22 protein-coding genes are annotated in these 24,665 nt (G+C 35.8%); all 22 read right to left on the bottom strand.

Annotated elements, in window-relative coordinates; translation table 11 throughout:
* Positions 1–2: 2 nt before the first annotated feature.
* The 22 genes from ftsZ to nuoF (CSE_RS05865) are packed head-to-tail and all read right to left on the bottom strand — an operon-like array spanning position 3 to position 24,664.
* On the bottom strand, positions 3–1,055 hold the full coding sequence (ftsZ, locus tag CSE_RS05760) for a cell division protein FtsZ (RefSeq protein WP_014453697.1): 1,053 nt from the start codon (positions 1,053–1,055) through the stop codon (positions 3–5).
* Positions 1,056–1,064: 9 nt separating this feature from the next.
* On the bottom strand, positions 1,065–2,267 hold the full coding sequence (gene ftsA, locus CSE_RS05765) for a cell division protein FtsA (protein ID WP_014453698.1): 1,203 nt from the start codon (positions 2,265–2,267) through the stop codon (positions 1,065–1,067).
* Positions 2,260–2,868, bottom strand: a complete 609-nt coding sequence (locus CSE_RS05770) for a cell division protein FtsQ/DivIB (protein WP_041726113.1) — start codon at positions 2,866–2,868, stop codon at positions 2,260–2,262. Before CSE_RS05770 ends, ftsA begins: the two co-directional genes overlap by 8 nt.
* Positions 2,865–3,794, bottom strand: a complete 930-nt coding sequence (locus tag CSE_RS05775) for a D-alanine--D-alanine ligase family protein (protein WP_014453700.1) — start codon at positions 3,792–3,794, stop codon at positions 2,865–2,867. The genes CSE_RS05770 and CSE_RS05775 overlap by 4 nt, the downstream gene beginning before the upstream one ends.
* Entirely contained in the window at positions 3,791–4,723 is a 933-nt protein-coding gene (gene murB / locus CSE_RS05780; RefSeq protein WP_014453701.1) for a UDP-N-acetylmuramate dehydrogenase, read from the bottom strand. Before murB ends, CSE_RS05775 begins: the two co-directional genes overlap by 4 nt.
* On the bottom strand, positions 4,720–6,075 hold the full coding sequence (murC, locus tag CSE_RS05785) for a UDP-N-acetylmuramate--L-alanine ligase (RefSeq protein WP_014453702.1): 1,356 nt from the start codon (positions 6,073–6,075) through the stop codon (positions 4,720–4,722). Before murC ends, murB begins: the two co-directional genes overlap by 4 nt.
* On the bottom strand, positions 6,072–7,124 hold the full coding sequence (gene murG / locus CSE_RS05790) for an undecaprenyldiphospho-muramoylpentapeptide beta-N-acetylglucosaminyltransferase (protein ID WP_014453703.1): 1,053 nt from the start codon (positions 7,122–7,124) through the stop codon (positions 6,072–6,074). The genes murC and murG overlap by 4 nt, the downstream gene beginning before the upstream one ends.
* Complete coding sequence (locus CSE_RS05795) at positions 7,121–8,182, bottom strand: FtsW/RodA/SpoVE family cell cycle protein (RefSeq protein ID WP_014453704.1); 1,062 nt, start codon at positions 8,180–8,182, stop codon at positions 7,121–7,123. The genes murG and CSE_RS05795 overlap by 4 nt, the downstream gene beginning before the upstream one ends.
* Positions 8,179–9,525: a UDP-N-acetylmuramoyl-L-alanine--D-glutamate ligase gene (murD, locus tag CSE_RS05800; RefSeq protein ID WP_014453705.1), complete on the bottom strand. Its 1,347-nt coding sequence runs from the start codon at positions 9,523–9,525 to the stop codon at positions 8,179–8,181. The genes CSE_RS05795 and murD overlap by 4 nt, the downstream gene beginning before the upstream one ends.
* A 12-nt stretch (positions 9,526–9,537) precedes the next feature.
* Positions 9,538–10,527, bottom strand: coding sequence for a phospho-N-acetylmuramoyl-pentapeptide-transferase (gene mraY, locus CSE_RS05805; protein WP_083836380.1), 990 nt, complete (start codon positions 10,525–10,527; stop codon positions 9,538–9,540).
* The gene (locus tag CSE_RS05810) at positions 10,511–11,866 is read right to left on the bottom strand and encodes a UDP-N-acetylmuramoyl-tripeptide--D-alanyl-D-alanine ligase (RefSeq protein WP_014453707.1); all 1,356 of its coding nucleotides are present in this window, start codon (positions 11,864–11,866) and stop codon (positions 10,511–10,513) included. Before CSE_RS05810 ends, mraY begins: the two co-directional genes overlap by 17 nt.
* Positions 11,856–13,295, bottom strand: coding sequence for a UDP-N-acetylmuramoyl-L-alanyl-D-glutamate--2,6-diaminopimelate ligase (locus CSE_RS05815; RefSeq protein ID WP_014453708.1), 1,440 nt, complete (start codon positions 13,293–13,295; stop codon positions 11,856–11,858). The genes CSE_RS05810 and CSE_RS05815 overlap by 11 nt, the downstream gene beginning before the upstream one ends.
* On the bottom strand, positions 13,292–14,983 hold the full coding sequence (locus tag CSE_RS05820; protein WP_014453709.1) for a peptidoglycan D,D-transpeptidase FtsI family protein: 1,692 nt from the start codon (positions 14,981–14,983) through the stop codon (positions 13,292–13,294). The genes CSE_RS05815 and CSE_RS05820 overlap by 4 nt, the downstream gene beginning before the upstream one ends.
* Positions 14,958–15,221 (bottom strand): septum formation initiator family protein, encoded by a 264-nt coding sequence (locus tag CSE_RS05825; RefSeq protein ID WP_014453710.1) that lies wholly within the window; start codon positions 15,219–15,221, stop codon positions 14,958–14,960. The genes CSE_RS05820 and CSE_RS05825 overlap by 26 nt, the downstream gene beginning before the upstream one ends.
* A complete protein-coding gene (rsmH, locus tag CSE_RS05830; RefSeq protein ID WP_014453711.1) occupies positions 15,218–16,093 on the bottom strand; it encodes a 16S rRNA (cytosine(1402)-N(4))-methyltransferase RsmH in 876 nt (291 codons plus the stop codon). The genes CSE_RS05825 and rsmH overlap by 4 nt, the downstream gene beginning before the upstream one ends.
* Before the next feature lie 35 nt (positions 16,094–16,128).
* Positions 16,129–16,830, bottom strand: a complete 702-nt coding sequence (locus CSE_RS07965; RefSeq protein ID WP_014453712.1) for an FdhD/NarQ family protein — start codon at positions 16,828–16,830, stop codon at positions 16,129–16,131.
* The gene (locus tag CSE_RS05840) at positions 16,802–17,410 is read right to left on the bottom strand and encodes a molybdenum cofactor guanylyltransferase (RefSeq protein WP_014453713.1); all 609 of its coding nucleotides are present in this window, start codon (positions 17,408–17,410) and stop codon (positions 16,802–16,804) included. The genes CSE_RS07965 and CSE_RS05840 overlap by 29 nt, the downstream gene beginning before the upstream one ends.
* Positions 17,411–17,413: 3 nt before the next feature.
* Positions 17,414–18,250: a formate/nitrite transporter family protein gene (locus CSE_RS05845; protein WP_014453714.1), complete on the bottom strand. Its 837-nt coding sequence runs from the start codon at positions 18,248–18,250 to the stop codon at positions 17,414–17,416.
* 17 nt (positions 18,251–18,267) lie between these two features.
* Positions 18,268–20,982 (bottom strand): formate dehydrogenase subunit alpha, encoded by a 2,715-nt coding sequence (gene fdhF, locus CSE_RS05850; RefSeq protein ID WP_014453715.1) that lies wholly within the window; start codon positions 20,980–20,982, stop codon positions 18,268–18,270.
* On the bottom strand, positions 20,975–22,618 hold the full coding sequence (gene nuoF, locus CSE_RS05855; RefSeq protein ID WP_014453716.1) for an NADH-quinone oxidoreductase subunit NuoF: 1,644 nt from the start codon (positions 22,616–22,618) through the stop codon (positions 20,975–20,977). Before nuoF (CSE_RS05855) ends, fdhF begins: the two co-directional genes overlap by 8 nt.
* Complete coding sequence (locus tag CSE_RS05860) at positions 22,615–23,043, bottom strand: NADH-quinone oxidoreductase subunit NuoE family protein (RefSeq protein ID WP_014453717.1); 429 nt, start codon at positions 23,041–23,043, stop codon at positions 22,615–22,617. The genes nuoF (CSE_RS05855) and CSE_RS05860 overlap by 4 nt, the downstream gene beginning before the upstream one ends.
* A complete protein-coding gene (gene nuoF / locus CSE_RS05865; RefSeq protein ID WP_014453718.1) occupies positions 23,009–24,664 on the bottom strand; it encodes an NADH-quinone oxidoreductase subunit NuoF in 1,656 nt (551 codons plus the stop codon). The genes CSE_RS05860 and nuoF (CSE_RS05865) overlap by 35 nt, the downstream gene beginning before the upstream one ends.
* Position 24,665 lies beyond the last annotated feature (1 nt).

A 24,665-nucleotide genomic window follows, 5' to 3' on the forward strand; every position in this document is an offset into this window, starting at 1 on the left:
CACTATTGTTTTCTTTTCCTTAGGAATGCAGGTATTTCAAAATCCCCGGTATCGAAATTTTCATCAAATTTTATTACTTTTTCTTTAGGTTTTTCCTCGCTTATTTTGTCAAATCCTGCTGCTATAAGTGAAACCCTTACCTCATCTTCGAGGGTTTCTTCCAAAACTGTTCCAAATATAAGATTTGCATTTTCACCAACAGTATCTCTTACAAACGTTGAAGCTTCATTAACCTCATAAAGCGTTAAATTTTTACCACCTGTAATATTTAATAGAACTCTCGTTGCTCCAGTTATTGAATATTCAAGTAGTGGACTTGAAATTGCTTGTTTCGCAGCATCAACTGCACGATTTTCACCACGGCCTGCTCCAATTCCAAACCATGCATTGCCTGCACCAGTTAATGTTGTTCTTACATCAGCAAAATCAACGTTAATAAGTCCAGGTTTTGTTATAATTTCTGATATTCCTTTTACTGCATAAAAAAGAACGTTATCAGCAATTCTAAATGCTTCACTTATTGGCGTCTTCTTATCAATTATTCTAAGGAGTTTATCATTCGAGATAATAATAAGGGTATCAACAAATTGAAGTAATGCTTTTATTCCTTCCTCTGCCTGCTGCATCCTTTGCCTTCCCTCAAAGGTAAAAGGACGCGTCACTACCGCAACTGTAAGGATATTTAGTTCTTTTGCAATTGAAGCAATCACAGGAGATGCACCCGTCCCAGTTCCACCACCCATACCTGCGGTAATAAAAACTAAATCCGCACCTTCCATAACTTTTCTTAATTCGTCCTTACTTTCTTCAGCAGACTTCCGCCCAATTTCTGGATAGCTTCCGGCGCCAAGCCCACCTGTTGTTCTGGGGCCAATTTGAACCTTCTTTTCTGCTTTGTTGAGAGAAAGCACTTGAACATCAGTGTTTATAGCAATAAATTCAACGCCATCAATACCTTCATCTATCATTCTATTGATGGCATTTCCTCCGCCCCCTCCAACTCCTAACACTTTTATTCTTGCCTGTGCTACCTTCCACGGATCCATATCAAACATACATACCTCCTATTCGAATATATCCTTAAGCCAAGATAATCCCGAAAATGGGTTTCTTGACTTTGCGTGTTCGCTTCCTTCCGAAATAGCATAAAGAATTAAACCTATTGAGGTTGCATATTCAGGATCGCTTAAGATATCAGAGAATGTATATTCCCCTCGTGGAATACCCAATCTTGCAGGTATTTCTAAGATATCACTTGCTCTCCTTATAAAATTCTTAAGTTTAGCACAACCACCCGTAAAAACAACACCTGAATGTAATGCACCCCAGTAGCCAGACTTTATTAATTCAAGTTTTATAGATTGTAGAATTTCATCAACCCGTGCCGTTATAACATCAGATAGATACGAAGTATCTATTGTTATTTTTTCATCAGATCCAATTCGTGAAACTTCGATGGTTTCACCTGTAGGCACGCTATCACTCTGTGCGAATCCAAAATCCTTCTTAATTCTTTCTGCCTCTTCAATGGAAATTCTTAAAGCGTATGCAATATCTTTTGTTATATACTCTCCCCCTATTGGGAGAACTGATGTGTGCGCAATACTTCCATTTACAAAGATTGCAATGTCGCCAGTTCCTGCACCTATGTCAACAAGTGCAACGCCAAGTTCCTTTTCCTGCTCTTTTAAAGCTGATAAAGATGAGGCAAGTGACTGAAGAACAAAGGCCTCTTTTTTAAGATCAACCATCGAAATCACCTTTTCAATATTGTATAAAACAGTAGAAGAGCCCGTAACAATATGAACTTCTTCTTCAAGTTTAATGCCCGACATTCCAATAGGATTCCTTATTCCACCTTGTCCATCGATTATGTATTGCCTTGGAATGGAGTGAATTACTTTTTGGTTTGGCTGAAGTAATAGCACTCTTGCTGATTCTTCAACTCTTTTTATATCGTCTCTTGATATTTCTCTTCCCTCTTTTGAAACGATAATACTTCCTTTGTTATTTAGAGAAAATATATGAGTTCCCGAAACTGAAACATAAACGTTCTGTGCTTTTTTCCCGGCCATTGTTTCTGCAACTTTTTTTGCTTGAATTACTGCTTCAGAGGCCTTGTTTAAGTCAATTACAACTCCTTTACTTACACTCTTGGACGGAACAGTACCGACGCCAATGATAGAAGCATTACCATCACTTATTTCTCCAATGAGAAACTTTATCGTTTGGCTACCTAAGTCGAGCGCTGAAATTATTCTATCCATTTTCCCTCCAAGCTATTACTGCTTGCAAATTAAATCGCAAATCAATGGATTTTATATGCTTTACCCTTTTTGATAAAATCTCTAATGCCTTAATGTATTCATTCATTTTTAGCTCATAGTCCCCTTTACCTATTATAACTAAAATACCATTTTTATCTACGAATGCAACATCTCCACCAAAAATTTCTAAACTTTTTATTATATTTAGTAAATTGTTATCCTTGCAATATATAATTAAACTACCCATTAATTTATTGTAAGAGGAGGAAGAAAAATTTGCAAAAGTGAGAGGTAAATTTAAGTTCCCTTTTTCAATCAGAAACCCAGTTTTCGTTAAAGCAAAAATTCCATCCTTAAATTGAATATTTATAACTGGCTCTTCATAATAAGTTATTTCAAGTCTAAATAGTTTCCTTGTAATTTGAATCTCTCTTAGAGGCGCAACACCAAGATAAAAGGGGCCGACTTTTCTTAAAAGGTCGTCTACTTTTACAGGCACATTTGATACAATTTTAATATTTTCTGAAAATGCAAAAATAGGATAAAGAAACAAGAAAAAAATTGAACCTGCTATAATTAAAAATATAATTAATTTTTTCACCTTTTCCTTTGAAGTGCCTCTTGCACTATAAAATCAACCAAATCTTCAAAGGAAATATTTTCTGCTTTTGCTGCATCTGGCACAAGGCTTGTTTCCGTAAATCCTGGGATTGTATTAACTTCAAGGACATACACATCAGAAGAATTTGCAATCATATCAATTCGAGCAAAATCTCTTAATCCAAACTCTTTATAAATTCTTTTTGCATATTCCTCAGCAAGAGCCTTTTCATAGGTGCTTATTCTTGCAGGGATTATATGCTTAGACATTGAAGGCAAATATTTTGATTCAAAGTCGTAGAATTCGTGTGCTGGAACAATTTCAATTATAGGAAGAACATGTATGTCAGGATAGTTCCCAATAATTGCAACTGTTATTTCTGTTCCCTTGATGTAATCTTCAACAATCACTAAATCGCTTAATTCGAATGCTTTTGCAAGCCCATCATTATACGCTTCCTCATTTCTTGCAATTGTGACACCAATCGTAGATCCTTGGTCAACTGGTTTGATAACAAGAGTGCTATTGCCTAAAAGTTCCGAGACATAAGAATACGGGAGAGTATTATCTCTTCCAAAATACGCAAAAGAAGGTGTTTTTACATCAATCTCTCTAAACATAAATTTAGAAAACAACTTATTCATACAAAGAGCACTTGCAAAAACAGATGAGCCTGTGTAGGGAATATTCAAAAGTTCCAATGCACCTTGCACTGTTCCATCTTCACCGAATTTTCCATGAAGTGCAATAAACACAACATCTGGATTTGTTTCTTTTACTACATCTTCAATATGGTTTTGAAAATCATGTTCTATAACGTTATACCCCTTTTTTCTCAAAGCATCCGAAACTGCCTTACCACTTTTAATTGAAATTTCTCTCTCTGTGGATTTTCCACCATATAGAACAAGAACCTTAGTACTCATTTTTTCCTCTCAAGCAAATTCAAATTTCTAAATTTTCCAACAAGTTTTATTTCAAGTTCAAGTATGAGGTCCTTATGCTTATAAACCCTTAACTGCGCCTCTCTTATAAGATTTACAACATCCTGAGCAGTGGCATTGCCAAGATTAACAATAAAATTTGCGTGCTTTTCCGAAATCAAAGCATCACCAAAACGTAGGCCTTTACATCCAGATTCCTCAAGCACTTTCCCTGCATATGTTGTAGGTGGATTTTTGAAAACACTGCCTGCACACGGAAGGTCATAAGGCTGCTTTTCTAATCTTCCTTTTATACTTTTTTCCTTTTCTTTTAAAATTTCATCAAAAGGTTTCCGCTCAAAATTAAGGACTGCGTTAAGGAGTATAAGTGGTTCTTCCTGTAAAATGGAATATCTGTAATCAAAATAGAAATCATCGTGCTTAAACCGGTAAATTTTGCCATTATAATCAATCACCTCGGCATATTCAATTCTTGTACTTATATAATGAGAATTTGTGCCAGCGTTCATCGCTATTGCACCACCCAAGGCACCAGGTATTCCAAAGGCAAATTCAAATCCACCAAGATTTTTTTTAGAGGCCTCTTCTATGAGTCTTTGTAGGTGTACCCCTGCTTCTGCCAAAGCAAGATTGTTATCAAATTCTAATCTTGAAAATCCTTCAGCCATTTTAATAACAAGTCCTTCTATGCCGTCGTCGGAAACAAGTATATTTGTTCCATTTCCAATAACAGTTATGGGTAATTTTTCTCTTCTTGCAAATTCAAGAAGTTTTTTCAAATCATCGACATCTAATGGAATTGCTAAAATTTCTGCGGGTCCTCCTATTTTAAATGAGGTATGTTTTGTCATTGGTTCATTAAAATAAACACGCCCTTTTATAAGTTCCTTAATATTTTCTTGTATTTTCATTTTTCTCCTCTTAATTTTAGCATTATTGTGTCAATTGCCAAATATACATCACCTGGCCCAAGAGTTATAACAATATCTCCTGGTTTTGCAATTCTTGAAACAAGATCTGCGGCAGTCTCAAACTTTGAAGCGAAAAATACGTTTTTATTAGGATTTAAAGTTTTAATCCAATCAAAAACTTTTTCATTTGTAATCCCCTCGATGGGATTTTCAAACGCAGAATATATAGGTAGTACAATAACAAAGTCAGCAAGATAAAAAGGCTTTGCAATGGTTTCTTTAAGAGAAAACACACGTGTGTATCTATGAGGTTGAAAGATAGCAATAATCGAAGATCTGGGGAAATGAGTTCTTAACGCATTTAGAGTTGCTTCAACTTCGGTCGGATGGTCAGCATGGTCATCAAAAATATGAATACCTTTAACATTTCCTTTATACTCAAGCCTTCGTTTAGGTAGAGAAAAACTCATTAAAGATGCCTCTATTTCATCAAATGAAATGTTTAGCATTCGTCCCACAAGTATAGATGCAAGCGCATTCGAAAGGTTCTGCACTCCAAAAACATTTAACTTAAGAAGAGGCGAATTCTTTTCTAAAACTTTTGCTCTAAACGATATTCCGTCCTTATCAAACGAATAATCGATTATGGTTGCATGTGCTTTCGTGTCCTTTATGCTATAATAAAAAGGCGTTTTTGAAAGACGCTCTGAAACTTCAAAAGAGGGCTTATCATCTTTATTTACTACAACCATTTCTGAGTGTTCCATAAACTCGAAGAATGCATTTTTTAGATTTTCAAAATCCCAATCATAAGCATTTAAATGATCTTTGTCTATATTTGTAACTACACCTATATGCGGTTTAAAAAGCAAAAATGTTTTATCGCTTTCATCAGACTCAATAACAAAATATTCTGCAGATGGTAAAAAACGGCCGTTTTGCTTATGGTCACCACCGATATAGGCATTTACAGGTATTCTTTTGCTCAAAATTTCTGAAATAAGTGATGTAGTTGTAGTTTTCCCATGGGTGCCAGCAACAACTATACTTTTGTAATCTTTTGCAATATTAGCAAGCGCCTCACCACGCCTTTCAATCGGAATACCAAGTTCCTTTGCTTTTAATAAATAGAAATCGTCTTTTCGTATTGCTGAAGAGAAAATAACCTTATCAATTGATTTATCTACCTCAAATTCCTTTGGGTTTACATCAACACCAATCCCTTTAAGGTAATGTGTTGTTTCGTTTTCTTTCATGTCAATTCCCAATACTTTATACCCAAGCGCCATATAAATTTCTGCAAGTCGCTTCATCCCAACTCCTGCTACTCCAAGTAAAAGCACTTTTTTCATTTATCTTCCTCTAATAATTCTACAATTCTTTTTTCAGCATCTCTTGGATAAAATTTTGCGCATTCCAAATTTATTATATGAAAATCGTTTTTAAAATCCACTATTTTTTTAACTAATATGTCTTTGGTCAGGTCTTCTTCTTTTATAACACTTACACATCCGTAATTTTCAAAATATTTTGCATTATAAAATTGATGATTATCCCTTGCGTAAGGGAAAGGCACAACAATTGAATAAACATTATTGAGAATCAATTCAGATAAAGTCATTGCACCACCTCTTGTTACTGCAACGGTAGAAACTGCATATGCATATCCCATTTCATCAAGATACGGATAAATTCGTAGATTTTTATGATTGCTTAAACTTTTAAATTCATCAAAAAATTTGACACCAGTTATGAAAATTATCTGAATCTCATTCTCAATGAGCTCTGGTATTGCTTCGGCTATTATTTTATTTAACTTGTATGCGCCACCACTCCCGCCAAATGCAAGAAGTGTAAACTTATCCTCAAATTTAAAGAATTCAAGTGCTGTTTTTTTATCTTGATTTATAACTTCTTTACGCACAGGGTTCCCAACGAAAACTCCTTTTGAACCAAAATGGTTTTTTATATCCTCAAAACCCAAAAAAACCAACCTTGCAAATCTTGAGAATATAAGATTTGTCCTACCAGGTATTGTATTTTGTTCATATAGATATACAGGCACACCTTTTAGTATACCTGCAAGTAAAATCGGAAGTGACACATATCCTCCCCCACCAAGGATTTTATCAGGCTTTGTCTTTCCCACAATTTTTAAAGCATCAAAAAAACCATTTATAGAAAAAATTGCAAACTTTACAAACTTTAGAATGTTAAGATCAAAAAGTGATGCTCTAACATATTGAACGGTAAAGCCGTATTTTTTTGCAACTCTTTCTTCGATACTTTCGCGTCTTCCAATAAATATAACTTCATGTCCGTGCTTTCTTAATTCTTCTCCTACGGGTATTAAAGGGTAAATATGCCCCCCTGTGCCACCGCCTGCAATAAGTATTTTCATAAGTTTTCCTCTGTTCTTGAAATGTTTATTAAAATTCCAATTGATATAAAGTTTGCAAGCATGTTATTACCACCAAAACTAACAAAGGGAAGTGGAACTCCTGTTGTTGGCATCAAACCTAAATTCACTGCAATGTTGATAATTGCAAAATATGCAATGCCAAGCGTAAGACCAAGCGCAAGAATTCTTGAAAAAGTCGATCTTGCATCATTTGCAATCTTAAAGCCCGTATAGATTAATAACAGGTATGCAAGCATAAGAAGAATCACAAAAACTGCACCAAATTCTTCACCAATTACAGGAAGTATAAAATCGGATATCGATACAGGTAAAACGGAAGGATATTTAAAAATACCTTTCATAAATCCCACGCCCGTTATCCCCCCTCTAGCAAAGGCTCTAAGGGACTGAAGTGTTTGAAGTGCTTCATCGCTTGCATGTGCATATGGATTTAAAAATGCAACAACTCGTCTGTGCCATTCACTATTTAAAGGTATCATTAGGATAACTCCAAGAAAACTTAAAACACCAAATCCGACAAACTCAATTAAAGGCATTCCAATAATTCCAAGCAAAGTAAATCCTGTCAAAAACACCTGTGCTGCACTTCCCATATCGGGTTCAAAAGCAATGAGTATCGCAATAATGCCGACAAGAGCAAATGCCAATGCATAAACTTTTGGAATATACTCTTCATTTATTTTGTCCCTAAATATACGTGCGATAAGCAATGAAACTACTATATATGCAAACTGAGATGGCTGAAAAGAAAAGTGTCCGAAGTGTACAAAACGTGAAACACTTCTATTAACAAGCAGATACAAAAGTAAAGAAAATAAAAAAATATAACCAATCTTTGAAAGGGAAGCAAGTTTACTATGATTGAAAAACGCAAAAAATAACAAAAGCAAAATTCCTAAAATAAATGAGATTACCTGCTTCACAATGAGATTCGGATAAACAATGCTTAAACTACCGCTTACAAGTATTCCAAATAAACTGAGCGAAAGTGAAACAAAGAGAAGCGAAATAGAATACGGATTTATTAATTTTTTCATAGTTCACTTACTATTTCCTTAAATTGCTCTCCCCTGTCTTCAAAGTCTCTGAACATATCAAAACTTGCACATGCAGGAGAAAGAAGCACTATATCGCCTGCTTTCGCAATATTTCGTGCAAAAGTTATCGCCTCTTTGAGACTTCCCACAATTGCAAAGTCATGAAAGTCTGCTTTTGTTGATGCCTCCTTCAATTGATGTGCAGTTTGCCCCAAAAGGATCAAAAATTTCACCTTATCTCTAAACATCTTCGCAAGTTGCGTAAAATCGTTATTTTTACTGCTACCGCCTGCAATGAGAATGACCTTTTGGTTGAAGGATTCAAGTGCTTTTATTGTCGAGTCAGGTGTGGTAGATTTTGAATCGTTTATGAAAATTACACCATTAACTTCTCGAACAAATTCAAGTCTATGCGGTAAACCTTTAAAGGTCCTAATTCCATCCCTTATAACTTCTACTGGCACCCCCATTACGATAGAACACAAAATACTTGCAAGAGTATTTTGAACATTGTGAAGTCCCAAAAGTGGTATCTCTTCTTTTTCAATAATTTCCTTAGGTTTACTAAATTTGTCCTCCCTAAAGTAAATCTTATTATCTTTCAAAAAAGCACCGCTTTCAATACTTTCCTTTAAAGAAAAGTAATAAACTTGTGGCTTAATTTCCTTAGAAAGATTTTTTACAACCTCATCATCATAATTAAGAATTGCAAAATCAGATTCTGTCTGATTAATGAAGATTCGTTTCTTTGCTTTAAGGTAATCTTCCATTGAAGTGTACCTGTCGAGATGGTCTTCAGTAAAATTGAGAAAAACAGATACCTCTGGATGGTATTGCTCAATTGTCTCAAGTTGGAAACAACTTGTTTCAAGAACTGCATATTCAGGGTTAGGATTTTCAAGTAGTAATTCTGAATATGGCGTCCCTAAATTACCACCAACAACTGTATTTTGATTAAATAATTTGAAAATATGTCCTGTAAGAGCGGTTGTCGTGCTCTTACCGTTTGTCCCTGTAATTGCAATAATTTTTGTGTTTGGCGAAAACATGTTTGCAAATTCAAGTTCACCGATAATTTTTATCCCTTTTGATTCAAGATCTTTTACAATAGGAGCACTCATTGGAATACCGGGAGAAAGTACTGCAAGATCAAAATTTGAAAATTTTTCAAAGGAGTGTTTTCCAATCTCGTAAGGAATGTTGTACTTTTTAAGAAGTGGCTCAAAAGACCTAACCTCACTATTTTCGGCCTTCTCCGTTAAAAATACTTCAAAGCCATGCAACTTTCCGAGGATGCTTGCAAATACTCCAGACCTTCTTGCACCAACAACAAGAATTTTCATTATATACCTCCGCTACAAACCTATAATTTTCAAAACAATTATTAGTATAACCATAAATGCCGTAATAATGCTAAATCTAAAATCAATCTTTGCTTCTGACCAACCTAAAATTTCAAAATGATGATGAATTGGGGTCATTTTAAAAACCCTCTTCCCATGAGTTGCTTTAAAATAAGCAATCTGTATGAAAATTGAAATCGCTTCAATTACTGGAATAATTGCGATAAAGGGAAGATATAACTCTGTCTTAAAAACTATCGATAAAGAGGCAATTGCACCACCGAGAGCTGATGCGCCTAAATCACCCATAAATATCGATGCCTTTGGACTGTTAAACCACAAAAACACAAGAATAGAAATAAGCAAAGACAAAGTAAAGAAAAGAAGAGGCAAATTTTTTGTGAGATACGAAAGCACTATAAAAGTTATAAGTATGATACTTCCAACACTTCCAAGTAGCCCATCAACTCCGTCTGTTAGGTTAAAGGCATTAACAGAACCAACCATGATCACAAAAAAAAGTATGAAGTAAAGGAACGGCCCGACGTTAAAATTTGATCCAAGAAACATTACATTAAAAGTCATGATATCTTTGAAAGTAGCAAAGAGAACAATAGTTGCAAGTGAGAAAAGAATGAGTTTACTTCTTATTGAGAGACCTTCAGAAGAAGATTTTCTCGATGTTAGAACATCATCAATAAGACCAATAAGTCCAAATAAAACTGTTGAAAAGAACACAAAAAAAAGTTGCCTCAAAACATGGTAAGGAATCTTTAAAGTAAAAATAAGAGGAAGTATAAAAATAGTCGAGATTAAAAATACGATACCACCACCACGAGGAGTTCCCTCTTTCTTTTTATGCGACTCAATTAACTCCTCTCGCACATGTTGGACAAGATTTTTTTCCTTAAGAAAATATATGAGAAACTTCTCAAAAAATAGCAAAATAAAAAATTCTACAAACAAATAGATAGGCAAAACAATTTCAGCTTTCATCTCCATACCTCTCTTTCAAAACTTGGACAAATTGTTCCATTTTCATACCACGGGAGCCCTTTACCAAAAAATATGTGCCTTCTTTAAAATTATAAGTCTTCAAAAATTGAGAAAGGAGATTGCTATCTTCAAAATGATATTTAATTGTTGCAGATCCTTTTTCGTTTATAAACTTTGAGAAATTTCCATAGGTAATAAGAGCGTAAGGATTAACTTTGGAAATACTTTCTCCAACTTTTTCATGGAGTGTTTTTGAATATTCGCCAAGTTCAAGCATATCTCCAAGGATTAAAACAACAGGGCCTTTTACTCCCTTTAACCTTTCGAGTGCAAGGTTCATTGAGATGGGATTTGAGTTATATGTATCGTCAATGATAGTCATGCTTCCCAGTTTTATTTTCTCTCCCCTTCCTTTGTATGGTTTGAATTCTCTCAGTGCTGAAACCACATAATCGGGATCAACTCCAACATAGACTGATGAAGCAAAAATTAATCCCACATTGTAGGCAAATCCATTATAGGGAACGGTAAATTCAAAAATCCTATCTTGAACATTAATTTTTAATTTCATTGAATCAAAACTTTCTTCAAGAATCGTAAGCCTAAAATCGTTTTCCTTATTAAACCCTACCTTAAATACACCTTTTAATCCGTTTGATGCAGAATACAAAAGTTCATCATCTCCATTTATAAAACACACACCGCCTAAATCTAAAACAAATCTTACGAGTTTAAATTTTTCGTTCAAGACACCTTTTCTATCTTTCAAATATTCAAGATGAGAATCTCCAACATTTGTTATAATGCCATAATGTGGCCTTACAATATCAAGTAAAATATTCATATCGTTTGGTTTTTGAACGCCCATCTCAACGACAACAAAGTCTTCAAGATTCGTAATTTCATTTGCAAAAAATAGAGGAAGAGAAACATCAGTATTAATATTTCCTTCAGTTTTGATCACATTAAAGCGTTTTGATAAAGCAAGATATAAACCCTCTTTTGTAGTTGTCTTTCCTGCACTTCCAGTTATTCCAAAAATTGCACTATTTACTTTTTTTCGTGCAAAATTCCCCAAATATTTCAAAAATTCGAAAGTTGAATTAACTTTAACAACACGCCCATCTACTTTCAAGTCATTCTCAACAACTGCAAAAATAGCACCTCTTTCAAGTGCATCGGATACAAAATTATGTCCGTCAGTTGTATTCCCCTTTAATGCAATGAAAATATCGCCTTTTACAACTTCACGAGAGTCAATTACGAATCTATTGTAGTCATGTGGTAAGGAAAAAGTTTTTTCATGATAAATATCTTTAAACAATTCTTGCAAGTCAATCTTCATGAAACACCTCTTTTACAATGTCTATATCCCTAAAGCGCAAAATTTCACCATTAGGCATATGCATTTTAGATTCAACCCCTCTTCCCAAGATTGCTATAACATCGTTTTCTTTCGCTTCATTCAGTGCATATTTTATCGCTTCAATTCTATCGGGTATAACCTTGTGCTTAATTGAAACAGAAGACGCAACATCCTTAATTATTGATTCAATATCGTGTCCACGTGGATCATCAGAAGTAACAACGCAAAAATCAGCAAACTTACTCACTGATGCTCCCATTGAAACTCTTTTTTCTTTTTCTGATGTTCCAACAGCACCAAAAACAACAATCAGTCGGTTGCCTATGTTCTTGATACTTTCAAGCACACTTTCAATCTCATCAGGATTGTGAGCATAGTCGATAACAACCTTTATTCCTTTAAATGTGTAAATTTCCATTCTTCCTGGAACTAAAGCATTTTTTGCAAAATCCTTTATGTCTGAAAAGTTAGCACCCTCTAACATTGCGCACGATAAAACTGCCAAAAAGTTATAGGCGTTGTATCTACCAAGAATAGGTAAATCTATAGCCCCAAGGGCAGTCCCTTTTTGATACACATCAAAATAAATTGAAGTCCCATGAGTTTTTAGGTTTTGAAAGGAATAGTCAAATATTTCATCACCACCATAAAAAATTGGGTCCTTTGATACCTCAATAAACCTATCTATATAAAGCGAATTTCCATTGAGTATAGGAGAAGTGAATCCATCAAAAAATGAAACTTTCGTTTTAATGTAATCTTCAAGCGATTTGTGGTATTCTATGTGATCTGTTCCCATAGTTCCAAGGATCTTTCTTTTAAAATTTATACCATATATTCTTTTGTCCTTAATTCCGTGGGAAGAAACCTCCATGAAAACGTACTTTACACCATCGTCCAACATTGTTTTTAGGTATCTGTGAAGATCGAAAGGAAATGGTGTTGTTGGAGGCTCAAGGTCAACCAAAGAGAAGTTGTCTTTAATGCCAATACCAATGGTACCGATAAATCCCGATGGCACCCCTAAGTAGTTGAAAAGCCTATAAAGAAGATAAGTTATAGTTGTTTTTCCCATTGTACCCGTAACGCCTATTAAAGTTAACCTGTCTGATGGATCTCCAAAAAAGAAGGAAGAAATTTTTGCAAATGCTTCTCTTGAGTTGTGAGTCTTAATAACAAGAATATCTTCGTTAATTTCTAAATCCTTTTCGATAATTACTCCAACTGCACCTCTTTTTACTGCATCAAATACAAAATCATGTCCGTCAAAATTTTCCCCCTTTAATGCAACAAACAAATCTCCATTCTCTATAACTCTTGAATCAGTTTTTATTCCAAAAAAAACTCTTTCCAGATTTCCGTAAATTTCAAAATCTTTAAATTTTTCTTTTAAAATTCGTCCATTCATTTTTCAATCCTTAGGTATTTTACAAGAAATGTCCCTATTTCAGAAAATAGCGGTGCAGATACAGTCGTAGAATATTGCGGGATAGAAGTTTCATTTATGGAAACTATAACGGAGACCCTTGGATCTGGATAGGGAATAGCACCAAAGAAACTGTATATTAGTTTAGTATGCGAATATCCCCCACCAGGGTTTGGCTTTTGAGCAGTACCAGTCTTGCCCATAACCTTGTAGCCTTCTATTTTTGCCTTTGGAGCACCAATTTCTACAACTTCTACCATTGCACTTTTAATAAGACCAAGATTTGTTTTACTTCCTATTGTTCTTCGAAGAATTGGCTCTGAAGAATAAACGACATTTCCATCTGGACTTTTAATCTCTTTAACGAGACGCGGTGTATAAAGTTTCCCGCCATTTACAATTGCATTTAGTGCCGACACCATCTGGATTTGCGTTACAGCGACACCCTGTCCAAAGCCCATATTTGCAACTTCTACATCTCCGATATTTTTAGGTGATGGAACAATTCCCCTTTCCTCGCCGTAAAGTTCAATTTGAGTTTTATCGCCAAAACCAAAAAGTTTAAAATATTTTAGAAGTGAATCCTTTTGAAGTCTTAGTGCAATTTGAGCAAATGCAACATCGCAAGAGTTAACAAGAATATCGGAAAGCCCATGTTCCTCTCCATGCTTTTTCCAACAAGAAATAACCGTATCCTTAACTTTTATTGAGCCACTACAGTAAAAGTTGTCATCTATCTTTAACTTTCCCTCTTCAAGTGCAGCAAGTGCAACAATTGGTTTCATTATTGAACCAGGCTCATAATTAAATGTTGTTGGAAGATTTTGCATAATTTTATTAAAGTTTGTTGGGTCAAACGAAGGATAGGTTACCATTGCAAGAACCTCGTTAGATTCTGGATCCGTTACTATCGCAAAACCATTTTTTGCATGAAATTCTTCAACATATTTTTTAACAAGTTCATAAACTTTTGCTTGAATATTAATATCGATAGTAAGTGTTATGTTATTTCCTTTGACGGGATTGAGCACATATGTTGGTGCACCTAACACATCGGGTTCTGCAAAATTATATGTTCTGAAAGATCTCCCATTTCTCCCCTTAAGATAATCGTCCAGAGATAATTCAAGTCCTGTAAGGCCTGTTCCTTCTGCACCAACAATTCCAATAAGAGGTGAAATTATTTCTCCATATGGATATACTCTTTTGTATGTCTTTGTAAAAACAACTCCATCTTTTAAATTAAGTGCATCAATCTTTTCTTTTGTATCTTTAGAAACCGATGTTGAAACAAGGACATATGATTTTGCGCTCAAAAGTTTATTAAGTTCTTCATTAGAAAACTTAAGGTCTCTTTTTAAAATGCTTCTTATTTTTGAGAGATTCGCACTATCGATAATATTTGGATTAATATCAAGTTCAAATGTTAGTTCGTTTGTTGCAAGTTTTACGCCGGATCTGTCAAGAATTTCGCCTCGCTCAGCCCTCAGGATATCATAACTTGGTACGACCTGAGGAGCAAATTCTGCAAGAAGTTTACCTCTATTAAAAACGCTTAAATCTATAACTCTGCCTATAAATGTAGCAAAGACAAACACGAAAAGTAAAAAAGTGACTAAAAGTCTTTTTTTAAAAATATCTTCGCTACTTTGCTCTGATTTCCACGACATAGAAATCTTTAACCTCAGTCATGTAAAGTTTTTTTCTTGCAATACTTTCAATGTATGCTGGATCTTGTAAATCAAGATATTGAGACTCAAGGTTTTGATTTTCGGTTTGAAGAATTTCGATTTTTACATCCAAATCTGCAATATTCTTTTTTATACGAACGGTCGAAAAGAATAATACACTATAAACTGCAATAAGAATTAAGAGGATAATTAATAAAGTTAATGTTTTTACTTTCATCCAACCTTCTCCGCAACTCTTAACTTTGCACTCCGAGCACGCCTGTTAGTTGCAATCTCTTCTTCTTTTGGTTTAATTACATGTTTATTAACCAACTTCAAGGTTGGATTATTCTTAAACGATTGCTTCACTAACCTATCTTCAAGTGAATGATATGTAATAATTGCAATGCGTCCCATAGATTCCAATACTGTTGGTGCATTTTCTAAAAAACCTTTTAGGTTATCCAATTCTCTATTTATGTAAATACGGAGTGCTTGAAATGTCCTTGTTGCAGGATGGATTCTGTAGTATCCTTTAGGATAAACGCTCTTTACAATCTCTGCAAGTTGGGTTGTTGTCTCAATTGGGTGTTTTTTTCTTTCTTCAGTGATACGTTTTGCGATTTTAGAAGCAAATGGATCTTCACCATAATATAGGATAATATCTCTAAGTTCACTTTCCTCAAAATTATTAATGATGTCGTATGCAGTGTATCTCGTGCATGGTCTACACATTCGCATATCAAGGGGGCCTTCCTTCATAAATGAAAAACCACGAGATTCATCTTCAAGTTGTAAACTTGATACTCCTAAATCTGCAAGAATATGGGTCACACTCTTTGCAAAAGGAAGAATAAGTGAATTAATTTCCTTAAAGTTTCCAGGAACTATAACAAAGTTATCTCTCACTTGAAGGAGTCTTTGTCGAGCTCTCTCAATAGTTTCATAGTCCATGTCAATTCCAATAAGAAGACCCTTAGGAATCCTTTTGAGAATCTCAACTGAATGCCCGCCTTCCCCAAGGGTTGCATCAACTACTATAGAGTTTTCTTTTAAATTCAACAGTTCAATTGTCTCATTTAATAATACTGGTATATGATGTATTTCCATCAATTGATATTATATTTGAATTTTACTTTTTTTGATTATTGCAAGATTCTTTCAGGATGAGTATAGATATTGAAACGGTTGCCCCTTAAAAATCCTACAAGAGTTATACCGAGAGAATCAGCACTTTTAATCGCAAGACTTGAAACTGCCGATTGTGATACAATTATTTTTGAATTAACTTTGGAAGCGATTTGAACAATGTTGTAATTAATTCTTCCTGATGTAAAAAGTATCGTTTCTTTATAAATTTCATTCTCAACTAAAAAACCTACAATTTTCAAAACGGCTGAGAGCCTTGATATGTCCTCAAAATAAGTAAGAAGACGCTCTACGGTTGCAACTGCTACAATATGAGTGCCCCCAGTTACTTGAAATGTATCTGAGTGTGTTAGCATTTCTTTCATTAATTTAAAAAATACGTCACCTTTAACTGGAGAAATTTTTCCATATTCACTACCGTTTAATGTTTCTTTCCTTTTTGAATCAATTTCGAAATATAAATTTGTAGAAAAATCGTTTTCCTTTTTTGAATAATTAATGATTTCGCTTTTTGAGGAAATAACGTCATTATAAAAAAGCACACCTATGCCAAGATAAAATTCGTTTCCATTAGAATAAAAAATAGATTGAACAAAATGGTTATTTGCATACACATTGAGAATCCTTTCTTCAACAACAAGATCATCTACTTTATGAACTTTCCCGTTTTCAAAACGCAAAATCGGTAACTTTTTCATTCTCCAATATTTTACAGATTTTATCAAAATCATTCTTTGTATTTATGTTGAGAAATGTTAGGAGTTCTGGGTCAATACTTTTTATTTCGTCTGAGTAAACATATTGAACATTTTCATCTAAAAGACTTCTCAACTTTAAATTGTTAACTTCAATATTTCTTTCAATCTTTGGTAGAAGTTTCTTACTATAAAAAGCAAAAAGTGGCTCTATATAGCCATTTTCAAGTTTAGGGACACATGCATAAGTATTTCTGTCTAAATTTTCCATCATGAATTTCAGGACTTCTCTATTTATAAAAGGCATATCGCACGCTGTTAGAAAGACAAAATCGGTGTTGAAATAATTAAAGGCAGTATATAGACCACCAATAGGGCCTAAATTAGGAATCAAATCTTCTATAAATTCGTAATTTTTTATGGGAGCCTGCCTCCCAACGAAGACAGGCTCCTTTTGAAAAACATCTTTAAGGATTCTATATGTTCTTTCGAAAATTAAGTTACCATTTATGGTTAGAAAGAACTTATCGCTTCCAAAACGTCTACTTTTACCGCCAACAAGGATTACAGGTTTAGTATTCATTATTTATTTCTTAGTATTCATTAAATAAACAACCCAATAGATAAATCCAACAAAGAATGCACCACCAACAAGGTTTCCAAGAGTAACAGGTATGAGGTTAACAGTGAAAAGTGTTCCCCAATTAAGATTTGCAACATCTGCAATTGTTTTCCCTGCTGCTTCAAGGACTTTGGGATTGCTCTTCAAAAAGATTCCATATGGAATAAAGAACATGTTTGCAACTGAGTGTTCAAAACCAGATGCCACAAATGCCATAATCGGAAAATAGATTGCAAATAACTTTCCAATTACATCCTTTGACGCCATAGCCATCCAAACTGCCATGCAAACAAGCCAGTTACAAAGAATGCCCCTGAAGAATGCTTGCGCAAATGTAAGTGAAGTCTTAGATAAGGCAACTTTCAAGGCATTTGCTCCAACAAGAGTGTTATTGAAAGACCAAGTTCCACCCCACAAAAGGAATGCAGCAATGAGAATTGAACCAACAAAATTCCCAATGTACACGACAACCCAGTTTTTGAGAAGTTCTACCCAAGCAACCTTTTTGTCAAGGGCTGCGATAAGCACAAGGTTATTCCCTGTAAAAAGTTCCGCACCACCCACCACAACCATCATGAGACCAACGGTAAAGACAGAAGCAGAAAGAAACCTTGCAAAACCAAAACCGAGAGTAGAATCAGAACCTACTAATAAAAATAGTTGAGCACCAAAAGCAATGTAAACACCTGCAAGAATTGCAAGTAAAAACATCTTGAGGAGTGGAAGTTTGCATTTCCCAACCCCTGCCTCACACATCTTGGCAGCAACATCTTTCGGTGGAAAGAAGTTTACGTCGTTCATAAATGCCTCCTTTTATCTTAAATTTTTTCTATTGCACACGCACATGCCTTGTATTCTGGAATTCTTGCAACTGGATCAAGTGCATTAATCGTTAAAATATTTGCATTTGCCTCTGAGAAGTGGAAACTCACAAAAACTACACCTTTCTTAGGCTTTTGTGAAATTTTTGCCTTAACAACAATCTCTCCCCTTCTCGTTTTAACTTTCACATTGTCTCCATCCTTAATATTGAGGGCCTCAGCATCTTCTGGATTTATCTCAACAAAGTTTTCAGGAACAAAACTTTCAAGCACTTTAACCCTTCTTGTTTCATTTCTTGAATGATAATGGAAAAGAATTCTCCCTGTTGTAAGGACAAATGGATACTCATTATCGGGTATTTCAACAGGTGGCTCAAACTCAACACCTGTAATTAGAGCCTTAGAGTTTGGACGCTTAAAGTTTCCGCCGTAGTGAAGGATCTTTGTTCCAGGGTGAGTTATATCTGGGCATGGCCATTGCAAAGAATTTTCTTTTAACCTCTTGTATGTAATACCCTTGAAAGATGGGGTAACTTCTCTTATTTCTTCCCATATTTCTTCCGCATCTTTATAATGCATCGGATAGCCCATTTTAGTTGCTACTTCACAAACAATTTCCCAATCATCTTTAACGTTTGGGTGAGGCGTTCTTGCAGGTTTTAAAAGTTGCACTCTTCTTTCAGTGTTTGTAAATGTTCCAAATTTTTCGTAGGCTGCCTTTGCTGGAAATACAACATCTGCAATTTGTGCTGTTTCTGAAAGGAAAATATCCTGTACTGCAAGGAACTCTAATTTTTCAAAACCCTCTTTAACATGTCTTACATCTGCTTCAGTTACAAGAGGATTTTCGCCCATTGCATAAACAGCCTTCAGTTTTCCATCGAGAGCAAGGTCGCCAAACTGAGAAACCGCATAACCAACCTTGTCTGGGAGTTTAACCTTCCAGAATTCTTCGAATTTCTTTCTAACTGTTTCGTCAGTTACCTTTTGGTATCCCGTGTAAACATCAGGCAGTGCTCCCACATCGCATGCACCTTGTACATTTGCTTGACCTCTTAAAGGATCAATACCATTACCAACTTTTCCTATGTGTCCTGTAATTAAAGCAAGATTTGCAATGCTCAAAACGTTATCAACTCCAACGTGGTGTTGTGTAATTCCCATTGTGTAGAAAATCATCGAATTCGGGCCTTTTGCATAGGTAATTGCAGCACTTTCAATGAGCTTCTTGTCAACACCTGTTATTTTTGAAACCTTATCAAGATCGTAGTTTTTGAGAACTTTCAAAAGATCCTCAAAACCTTCTGTATGATTTTCAATAAATTCCTTATCGATAAGACCGTTATCAACAATAACCTTCATCATGCCGTTTAGGAGGGCAACATCAGTTCCTGGATAGTGTTGAATAAAGATGTCTGCGTATTGTGCAAGATCAATGTTTCTTGGATCACAAACAATAAGTTTCGCTCCTCTTTTCTTTTTGTTTTCTTTTATGAACTGCGCAATAACTGGGTGAGTTTCAGTTGTATTTGAACCAATAACAAACATTACATCTGCGTTCTTTATGTCATCTATTGGATTTGTTGCCGCACCTGCTCCAAGCGCCTTACCCAGTCCTGCAACAGTTGAAGCATGGCATAACCTTGCACAGTGGTCTATGTTGTTTGTCCCAATTACGGCACGAGCAAATTTTTGAACAATATAATTATCTTCGTTGGTACAACGTGCAGACCCAAGAACACCAATTGCATCAGGCCCGTACTTTTCCTTAATTTCAAGTAATCTTTTTGCAGTATAATCGATAGCCTCTTCCCACGTTGCCTCTCTAAAAACGCCATTTTCCTTTATAAGAGGTGTGGTAAGTCTTTCATTAGAATTTACATATTCATATCCGTATCTTCCTTTTACACAGAGCCTTCCATTATTTGGTTCTTTATCTATACCCCTTGCCATAACAAGGTTATTATTTTTATCTTTATATAACTCCACATTACACCCAACACCACAATAAGCACATATAGTATCAGTGCTTTCAAAGTTGAAAATTTTTCCTTTGCCTATACGAGGCTTTTCAATCAGCGCACCTGTTGGGCACGCCTGAACACATTCAGCACAAAATTGGCAATTAGTTTGTTCCAAAGGCAAATTAAACGGCGTTGATACAACCGACTTATAACCTCGCATTGCAATACCAATTGCTTCAACTATTGCTTGGTTTTCGCAGGCATCAACACAACGCCTGCAGAGAATACATTTTTGCGGGTCAAACTGAATGAACGGATTTGTATCCCAAGGAGTTTCCTTCGGATAAACAAATACATCACTCTCATCGAGGAATTGACTTTTCTTAATCCCAAATTGATACGCAAGATCCTGAAGAACGCAATCTCCATCTTTATCACATGTCATACAGTCGAGAGGGTGGTGTGCAAGTGCAAGTTCAAGATTTGTTTTTCTTGCTTCATTTACTAATTCCGAATTTGTTGTTATTTCCATTCCCTCTGTAACTTCCGTGATACATGCTCTTTGAAGCGTGCGTGAGCCTTTTACCTCAACGACACACATACCACATGAACCTTCCTCTGCAATACCTTCAAGATAGCAAAGAGTTGGAATTTCTATACCAATCGACTTACATGCCTTTAAAATCGTGGTGCCTTTTTCAAATTGATAAGGCTTACCATCGATTTTCACATTCACTAACTCACTCATTTGATACCTCCTCCGTTATTTCTTCAAATTCACAAACATTTGCCTTACATTTTCTTTCTTTTATATGTTCAAGCCACTCGTCCCTGTATTTCACAAGCGATTGAGCAATGATATTAGGAGCAGTTTGTCCTAAACCACAAAAAGAAGTTAGTTTCATCGATGTAGAAAGTTTTTCAAGCCTTGTAAGGTCGCTTTCTTCACCAAGACCTCGTGAAATATAATCAATTATCTTGTACATCTCTTCTGTACCAACTCTACAAGGTGTGCACTTTCCACAGGATTCGTGTCTAAAGAAATAGGCTATATTTTTTGCAATATCAACAATACATCGATCCTCACTGAGAACAACAATTGAGCCTGATCCGGGTCCTGCTTCAATTTTAGCAAGCGAGTTAAAATCAACAGGAGTATCTAACTCAGCAGGCGTTATAAGGCTTCCTGAAACTCCACCAAGGATTACCCCCTTAAGTTTCTTGCCACCTTTTACACCAAAACCAACATCATTTATTATTGACGAAAGTTTTTCCCCAAAGGGAATTTCAATTACACCTTTGTAATTTACATCTCCCATCAAACTGAAAAGTTTCGTCCCGTACGAACCAGGAACGCCAAATTTCTTAAACCACTCAGCACCGTTAACAACAATTGGCGGAATATTTGCAAGCGTTTCAACGTTGTTAATAACAGTGGGTTTCCCCCAAAGGCCATAAGTGGGTGGATATGGTGGTTTCTTCCTTGGTTCGCCACGCTTTCCCTCTATTGATTCGATGAGGGCAGTTTCCTCGCCACAAATATAAGCACCTGCACCTTTTTTTATTTCTATATCAAAATTAAAACCTGACCCTAAAATATTTTCTCCAAGGAATCCATATGATCTTGCTTGTTCTATAGCCTTTTGAAGTCGCTTGATTGAAAGATCATATTCTCCTCGAATGTATATATAACCATAATTTGCACCTGTTGCATACCCTGCAAGGACCATTCCCTCGATAAGAAGATTAGGGTCTCCTTCCATTATTACCCTGTCTTTAAATGTTCCAGGTTCTCCTTCATCTGCATTACAAATTACGTATTTTAAGTCACTTTTTGCTCTTGCAGTAAATTCCCATTTCTTACCTGTAGGGAATCCTGCACCACCCCTTCCTCTTAACTCAGATGCTTTAACTTCTTCCAAAACCCACTCTGGTCCATTTTCTATTGCTTTTTCAAGAGCCATATAGCCATCTTCTGCAATATATTCTTCAATCGATTCAGGATTTATAACACCAACTCTTTTAAGTAAAACCCTTTCTTGAATCGAAAGGACACGCTCTGCGCGAGTCTCTTTAAGAGTTACGTCTCTTTTTCCAATTTCATGTGCAAGTTCTTTAACAACTCGCCCTTTTAATAGGTGCTCTTTTACAATATAAGGAATATCGCTTGGTTTAACGGGTGCATATATCACACCATCAGGATATACTGCAATTGCAACGCCTAAGTCTTCAAAGCCAAGGCTTCCGGTTGGGGCAACGAGTACTTCATTTTCCAAACCCAAGTTTCTTATCTCCTTTGTCAATAGTTCTTCTATTTCCTTTGCACCTTTTGAAAGACTCTTTGAATCCTCTGCAACCAGTATATGGCTTCTATAGAGTTTCATAGAGCACCCTCCCTGACTTTTTTAAGGATAAGCGGTATGTCTTCTTCCTTTAAGTTTCCAAAAGGCACGTCATCAATCATCATTGAAGGCGCAACTGAGCACATTCCAAGGCAACTTGACTCTTCGAGTGTAAATTCTTTATCTTCGGTTGTTTCTCCAAAATCTATACCCAACTCTTCTTTCAATTTCTTTATAATCTTTTCTCCATCTGCAAGATGGCACGACAAACTCCTGCAAACTCTTATGATGTGTTTACCTCTTGGTATTGAAGAGAACATCGTATAAAAGGTAAGCACTCCATAGACCTTTGCAGGTGTTGTTTTAAAAGTCTGTGAAACTTTAATTGCCAAATTTTCTGGAATGTAATTCTCAGGATTAGTCTCCTGAACATCATGCAGGACGTCTATTAAGGACTTTCCTTTCATGTCTCTCCCCCTTCATTGTGCAAACATTTGCAGGACATTTCTTGCCCTTTATATGCGCTATATACTCATCTTTGAAATATCTAAGCGTTGATAAAACAGGATTTGGTGCTGTTTGTCCCAGTCCGCATAGTGAAGTTAGTTTTATTACATTGCCAAGCCTTTCAAGTCTATCAAGGTCCTCCATTGTGCCATTCCCTGAAGTAATTTTTTCCAAAATATTAAGCATTTGGCGTGTTCCCTCTCTACATGGAGTGCATTTCCCGCATGATTCATCAACGGTAAATTTCAAAAAGAATTTTGCAACATCAACCATACAACTTGTTTCATCCATAATAATAAGCCCACCAGAACCCATTATTGTTCCAAGTTGCGGAAGATTTTCATAGTCCATTGGAACATCAAGATGCTCTGCAGGGATTACCCCACCCGAAGGACCTCCAGTTTGCGCGGCCTTAAATGTATGACCTTCAGGAATACCACCACCAATATCAAAGACTATGGTCCTAAGAGGAGTCCCAAGGGGCACTTCAACCAAACCTGTAATGTTCACCTTTCCTGCAAGTGCAAATACTTTTGTACCAGGGCTTTTTTCAGTACCAAATTTTCGGAAGAAAGATGCTCCTTTTCCAACAATAACCGGAATGTTTGCAAGTGTCTCCACATTATTAATAACTGTTGGTTTTCCAAAAACACCTCTTTCAACCGGGAAGGGAGGCTTCTTCCTCGGTTCACCACGTTTTCCTTCAATAGAGTTTATCAAGGCTGTTTCCTCTCCACAAACAAATGCCCCTGCACCCATTCTTAATTCAATATCAAAGGAAAAGTTCGTGCCTAGAATATTTTTTCCAAGTAAACCTGATGCTCTTGCCTGTTTAATTGCTATTTCAAGTCTTTTTATTGCAAGAGGATACTCGGCCCTAATGTAAATATAACCCTTTTGAGCCTGAACTGCATATCCTGCAATAGCCATTCCCTCAAGAACAGAGTGCGGGTCTCCTTCCAAAATTGACCTGTCCATATAGGCGCCAGGATCTCCTTCGTCTGCATTACATATTATGTATTTAGTGTCGGATTTTTGCTTATAAGCAAGTTCCCATTTGAGTCCCGTGGGAAATCCTGCTCCGCCACGTCCTCGCAGTCCAGAATCCTTAACTACCTTAATAACCTCTTCTCTTGTCATTTCTGTTATCGCTTTTGCAAGGGCTTCATATCCGCCTTGAGCAATATATTCGGTAATATCTTCTGGATTAATAATCCCGCAATTTCTCAAGACAATTTTTGTTTGTTTTGCAAAAAACGGCACTTCGCTTAATGTTGGAAATTGTTTCTCTTCTTGTCTCCAAAGAAGCCTTTTAACAGGACGACCTTTGAGGAAGTGTTCTTCAACAATTTCCTTTGCATCTTCTGGTTTTACTTTTGTATAAATTACTCCTTCCGGATACACAACCATCAGAGGACCCAATTGGCAAGAGCCCATACAACCTGTTTCAACAATATTTACCTCCTCAGTTAGGTCGTGTTTTTTAAGTTCTTCTTTAAGTGCATCCTCAAAACCGTTACCACCCGCAGCAAGACACTGTGCTCCAGCGCAAATAAGTGCATGAATTCTGTAAATTTTCATA

The organism is Caldisericum exile AZM16c01 (assembly GCF_000284335.1).
Classification (GTDB): domain Bacteria; phylum Caldisericota; class Caldisericia; order Caldisericales; family Caldisericaceae; genus Caldisericum; species Caldisericum exile.

Bases quoted from the DNA above. Each gene is read 5' to 3' on its own strand.
- ftsZ (WP_014453697.1), bottom strand. From the start codon at position 1,055: ATGTTTGATATGGATCCGTGGAAGGTAGCACAGGCAAGAATAAAAGTG.
- ftsA (WP_014453698.1), bottom strand. From the start codon at position 2,267: ATGGATAGAATAATTTCAGCGCTCGACTTAGGTAGCCAAACGATAAAG.
- CSE_RS05775 (WP_014453700.1), bottom strand. From the start codon at position 3,794: ATGAGTACTAAGGTTCTTGTTCTATATGGTGGAAAATCCACAGAGAGA.
- murB (WP_014453701.1), bottom strand. From the start codon at position 4,723: ATGAAAATACAAGAAAATATTAAGGAACTTATAAAAGGGCGTGTTTAT.
- murC (WP_014453702.1), bottom strand. From the start codon at position 6,075: ATGAAAAAAGTGCTTTTACTTGGAGTAGCAGGAGTTGGGATGAAGCGA.
- murG (WP_014453703.1), bottom strand. From the start codon at position 7,124: ATGAAAATACTTATTGCAGGCGGTGGCACAGGGGGGCATATTTACCCT.
- CSE_RS05795 (WP_014453704.1), bottom strand. From the start codon at position 8,182: ATGAAAAAATTAATAAATCCGTATTCTATTTCGCTTCTCTTTGTTTCA.
- murD (WP_014453705.1), bottom strand. From the start codon at position 9,525: ATGAAAATTCTTGTTGTTGGTGCAAGAAGGTCTGGAGTATTTGCAAGC.
- mraY (WP_083836380.1), bottom strand. From the start codon at position 10,527: ATGGAGATGAAAGCTGAAATTGTTTTGCCTATCTATTTGTTTGTAGAA.
- CSE_RS05810 (WP_014453707.1), bottom strand. From the start codon at position 11,866: ATGAAGATTGACTTGCAAGAATTGTTTAAAGATATTTATCATGAAAAA.
- CSE_RS05815 (WP_014453708.1), bottom strand. From the start codon at position 13,295: ATGAATGGACGAATTTTAAAAGAAAAATTTAAAGATTTTGAAATTTAC.
- CSE_RS05820 (WP_014453709.1), bottom strand. From the start codon at position 14,983: ATGTCGTGGAAATCAGAGCAAAGTAGCGAAGATATTTTTAAAAAAAGA.
- CSE_RS05825 (WP_014453710.1), bottom strand. From the start codon at position 15,221: ATGAAAGTAAAAACATTAACTTTATTAATTATCCTCTTAATTCTTATT.
- rsmH (WP_014453711.1), bottom strand. From the start codon at position 16,093: ATGGAAATACATCATATACCAGTATTATTAAATGAGACAATTGAACTG.
- CSE_RS07965 (WP_014453712.1), bottom strand. From the start codon at position 16,830: ATGAAAAAGTTACCGATTTTGCGTTTTGAAAACGGGAAAGTTCATAAA.
- CSE_RS05840 (WP_014453713.1), bottom strand. From the start codon at position 17,410: ATGAATACTAAACCTGTAATCCTTGTTGGCGGTAAAAGTAGACGTTTT.
- CSE_RS05845 (WP_014453714.1), bottom strand. From the start codon at position 18,250: ATGAACGACGTAAACTTCTTTCCACCGAAAGATGTTGCTGCCAAGATG.
- fdhF (WP_014453715.1), bottom strand. From the start codon at position 20,982: ATGAGTGAGTTAGTGAATGTGAAAATCGATGGTAAGCCTTATCAATTT.
- nuoF (WP_014453716.1), bottom strand. From the start codon at position 22,618: ATGAAACTCTATAGAAGCCATATACTGGTTGCAGAGGATTCAAAGAGT.
- CSE_RS05860 (WP_014453717.1), bottom strand. From the start codon at position 23,043: ATGAAAGGAAAGTCCTTAATAGACGTCCTGCATGATGTTCAGGAGACT.
- nuoF (WP_014453718.1), bottom strand. From the start codon at position 24,664: ATGAAAATTTACAGAATTCATGCACTTATTTGCGCTGGAGCACAGTGT.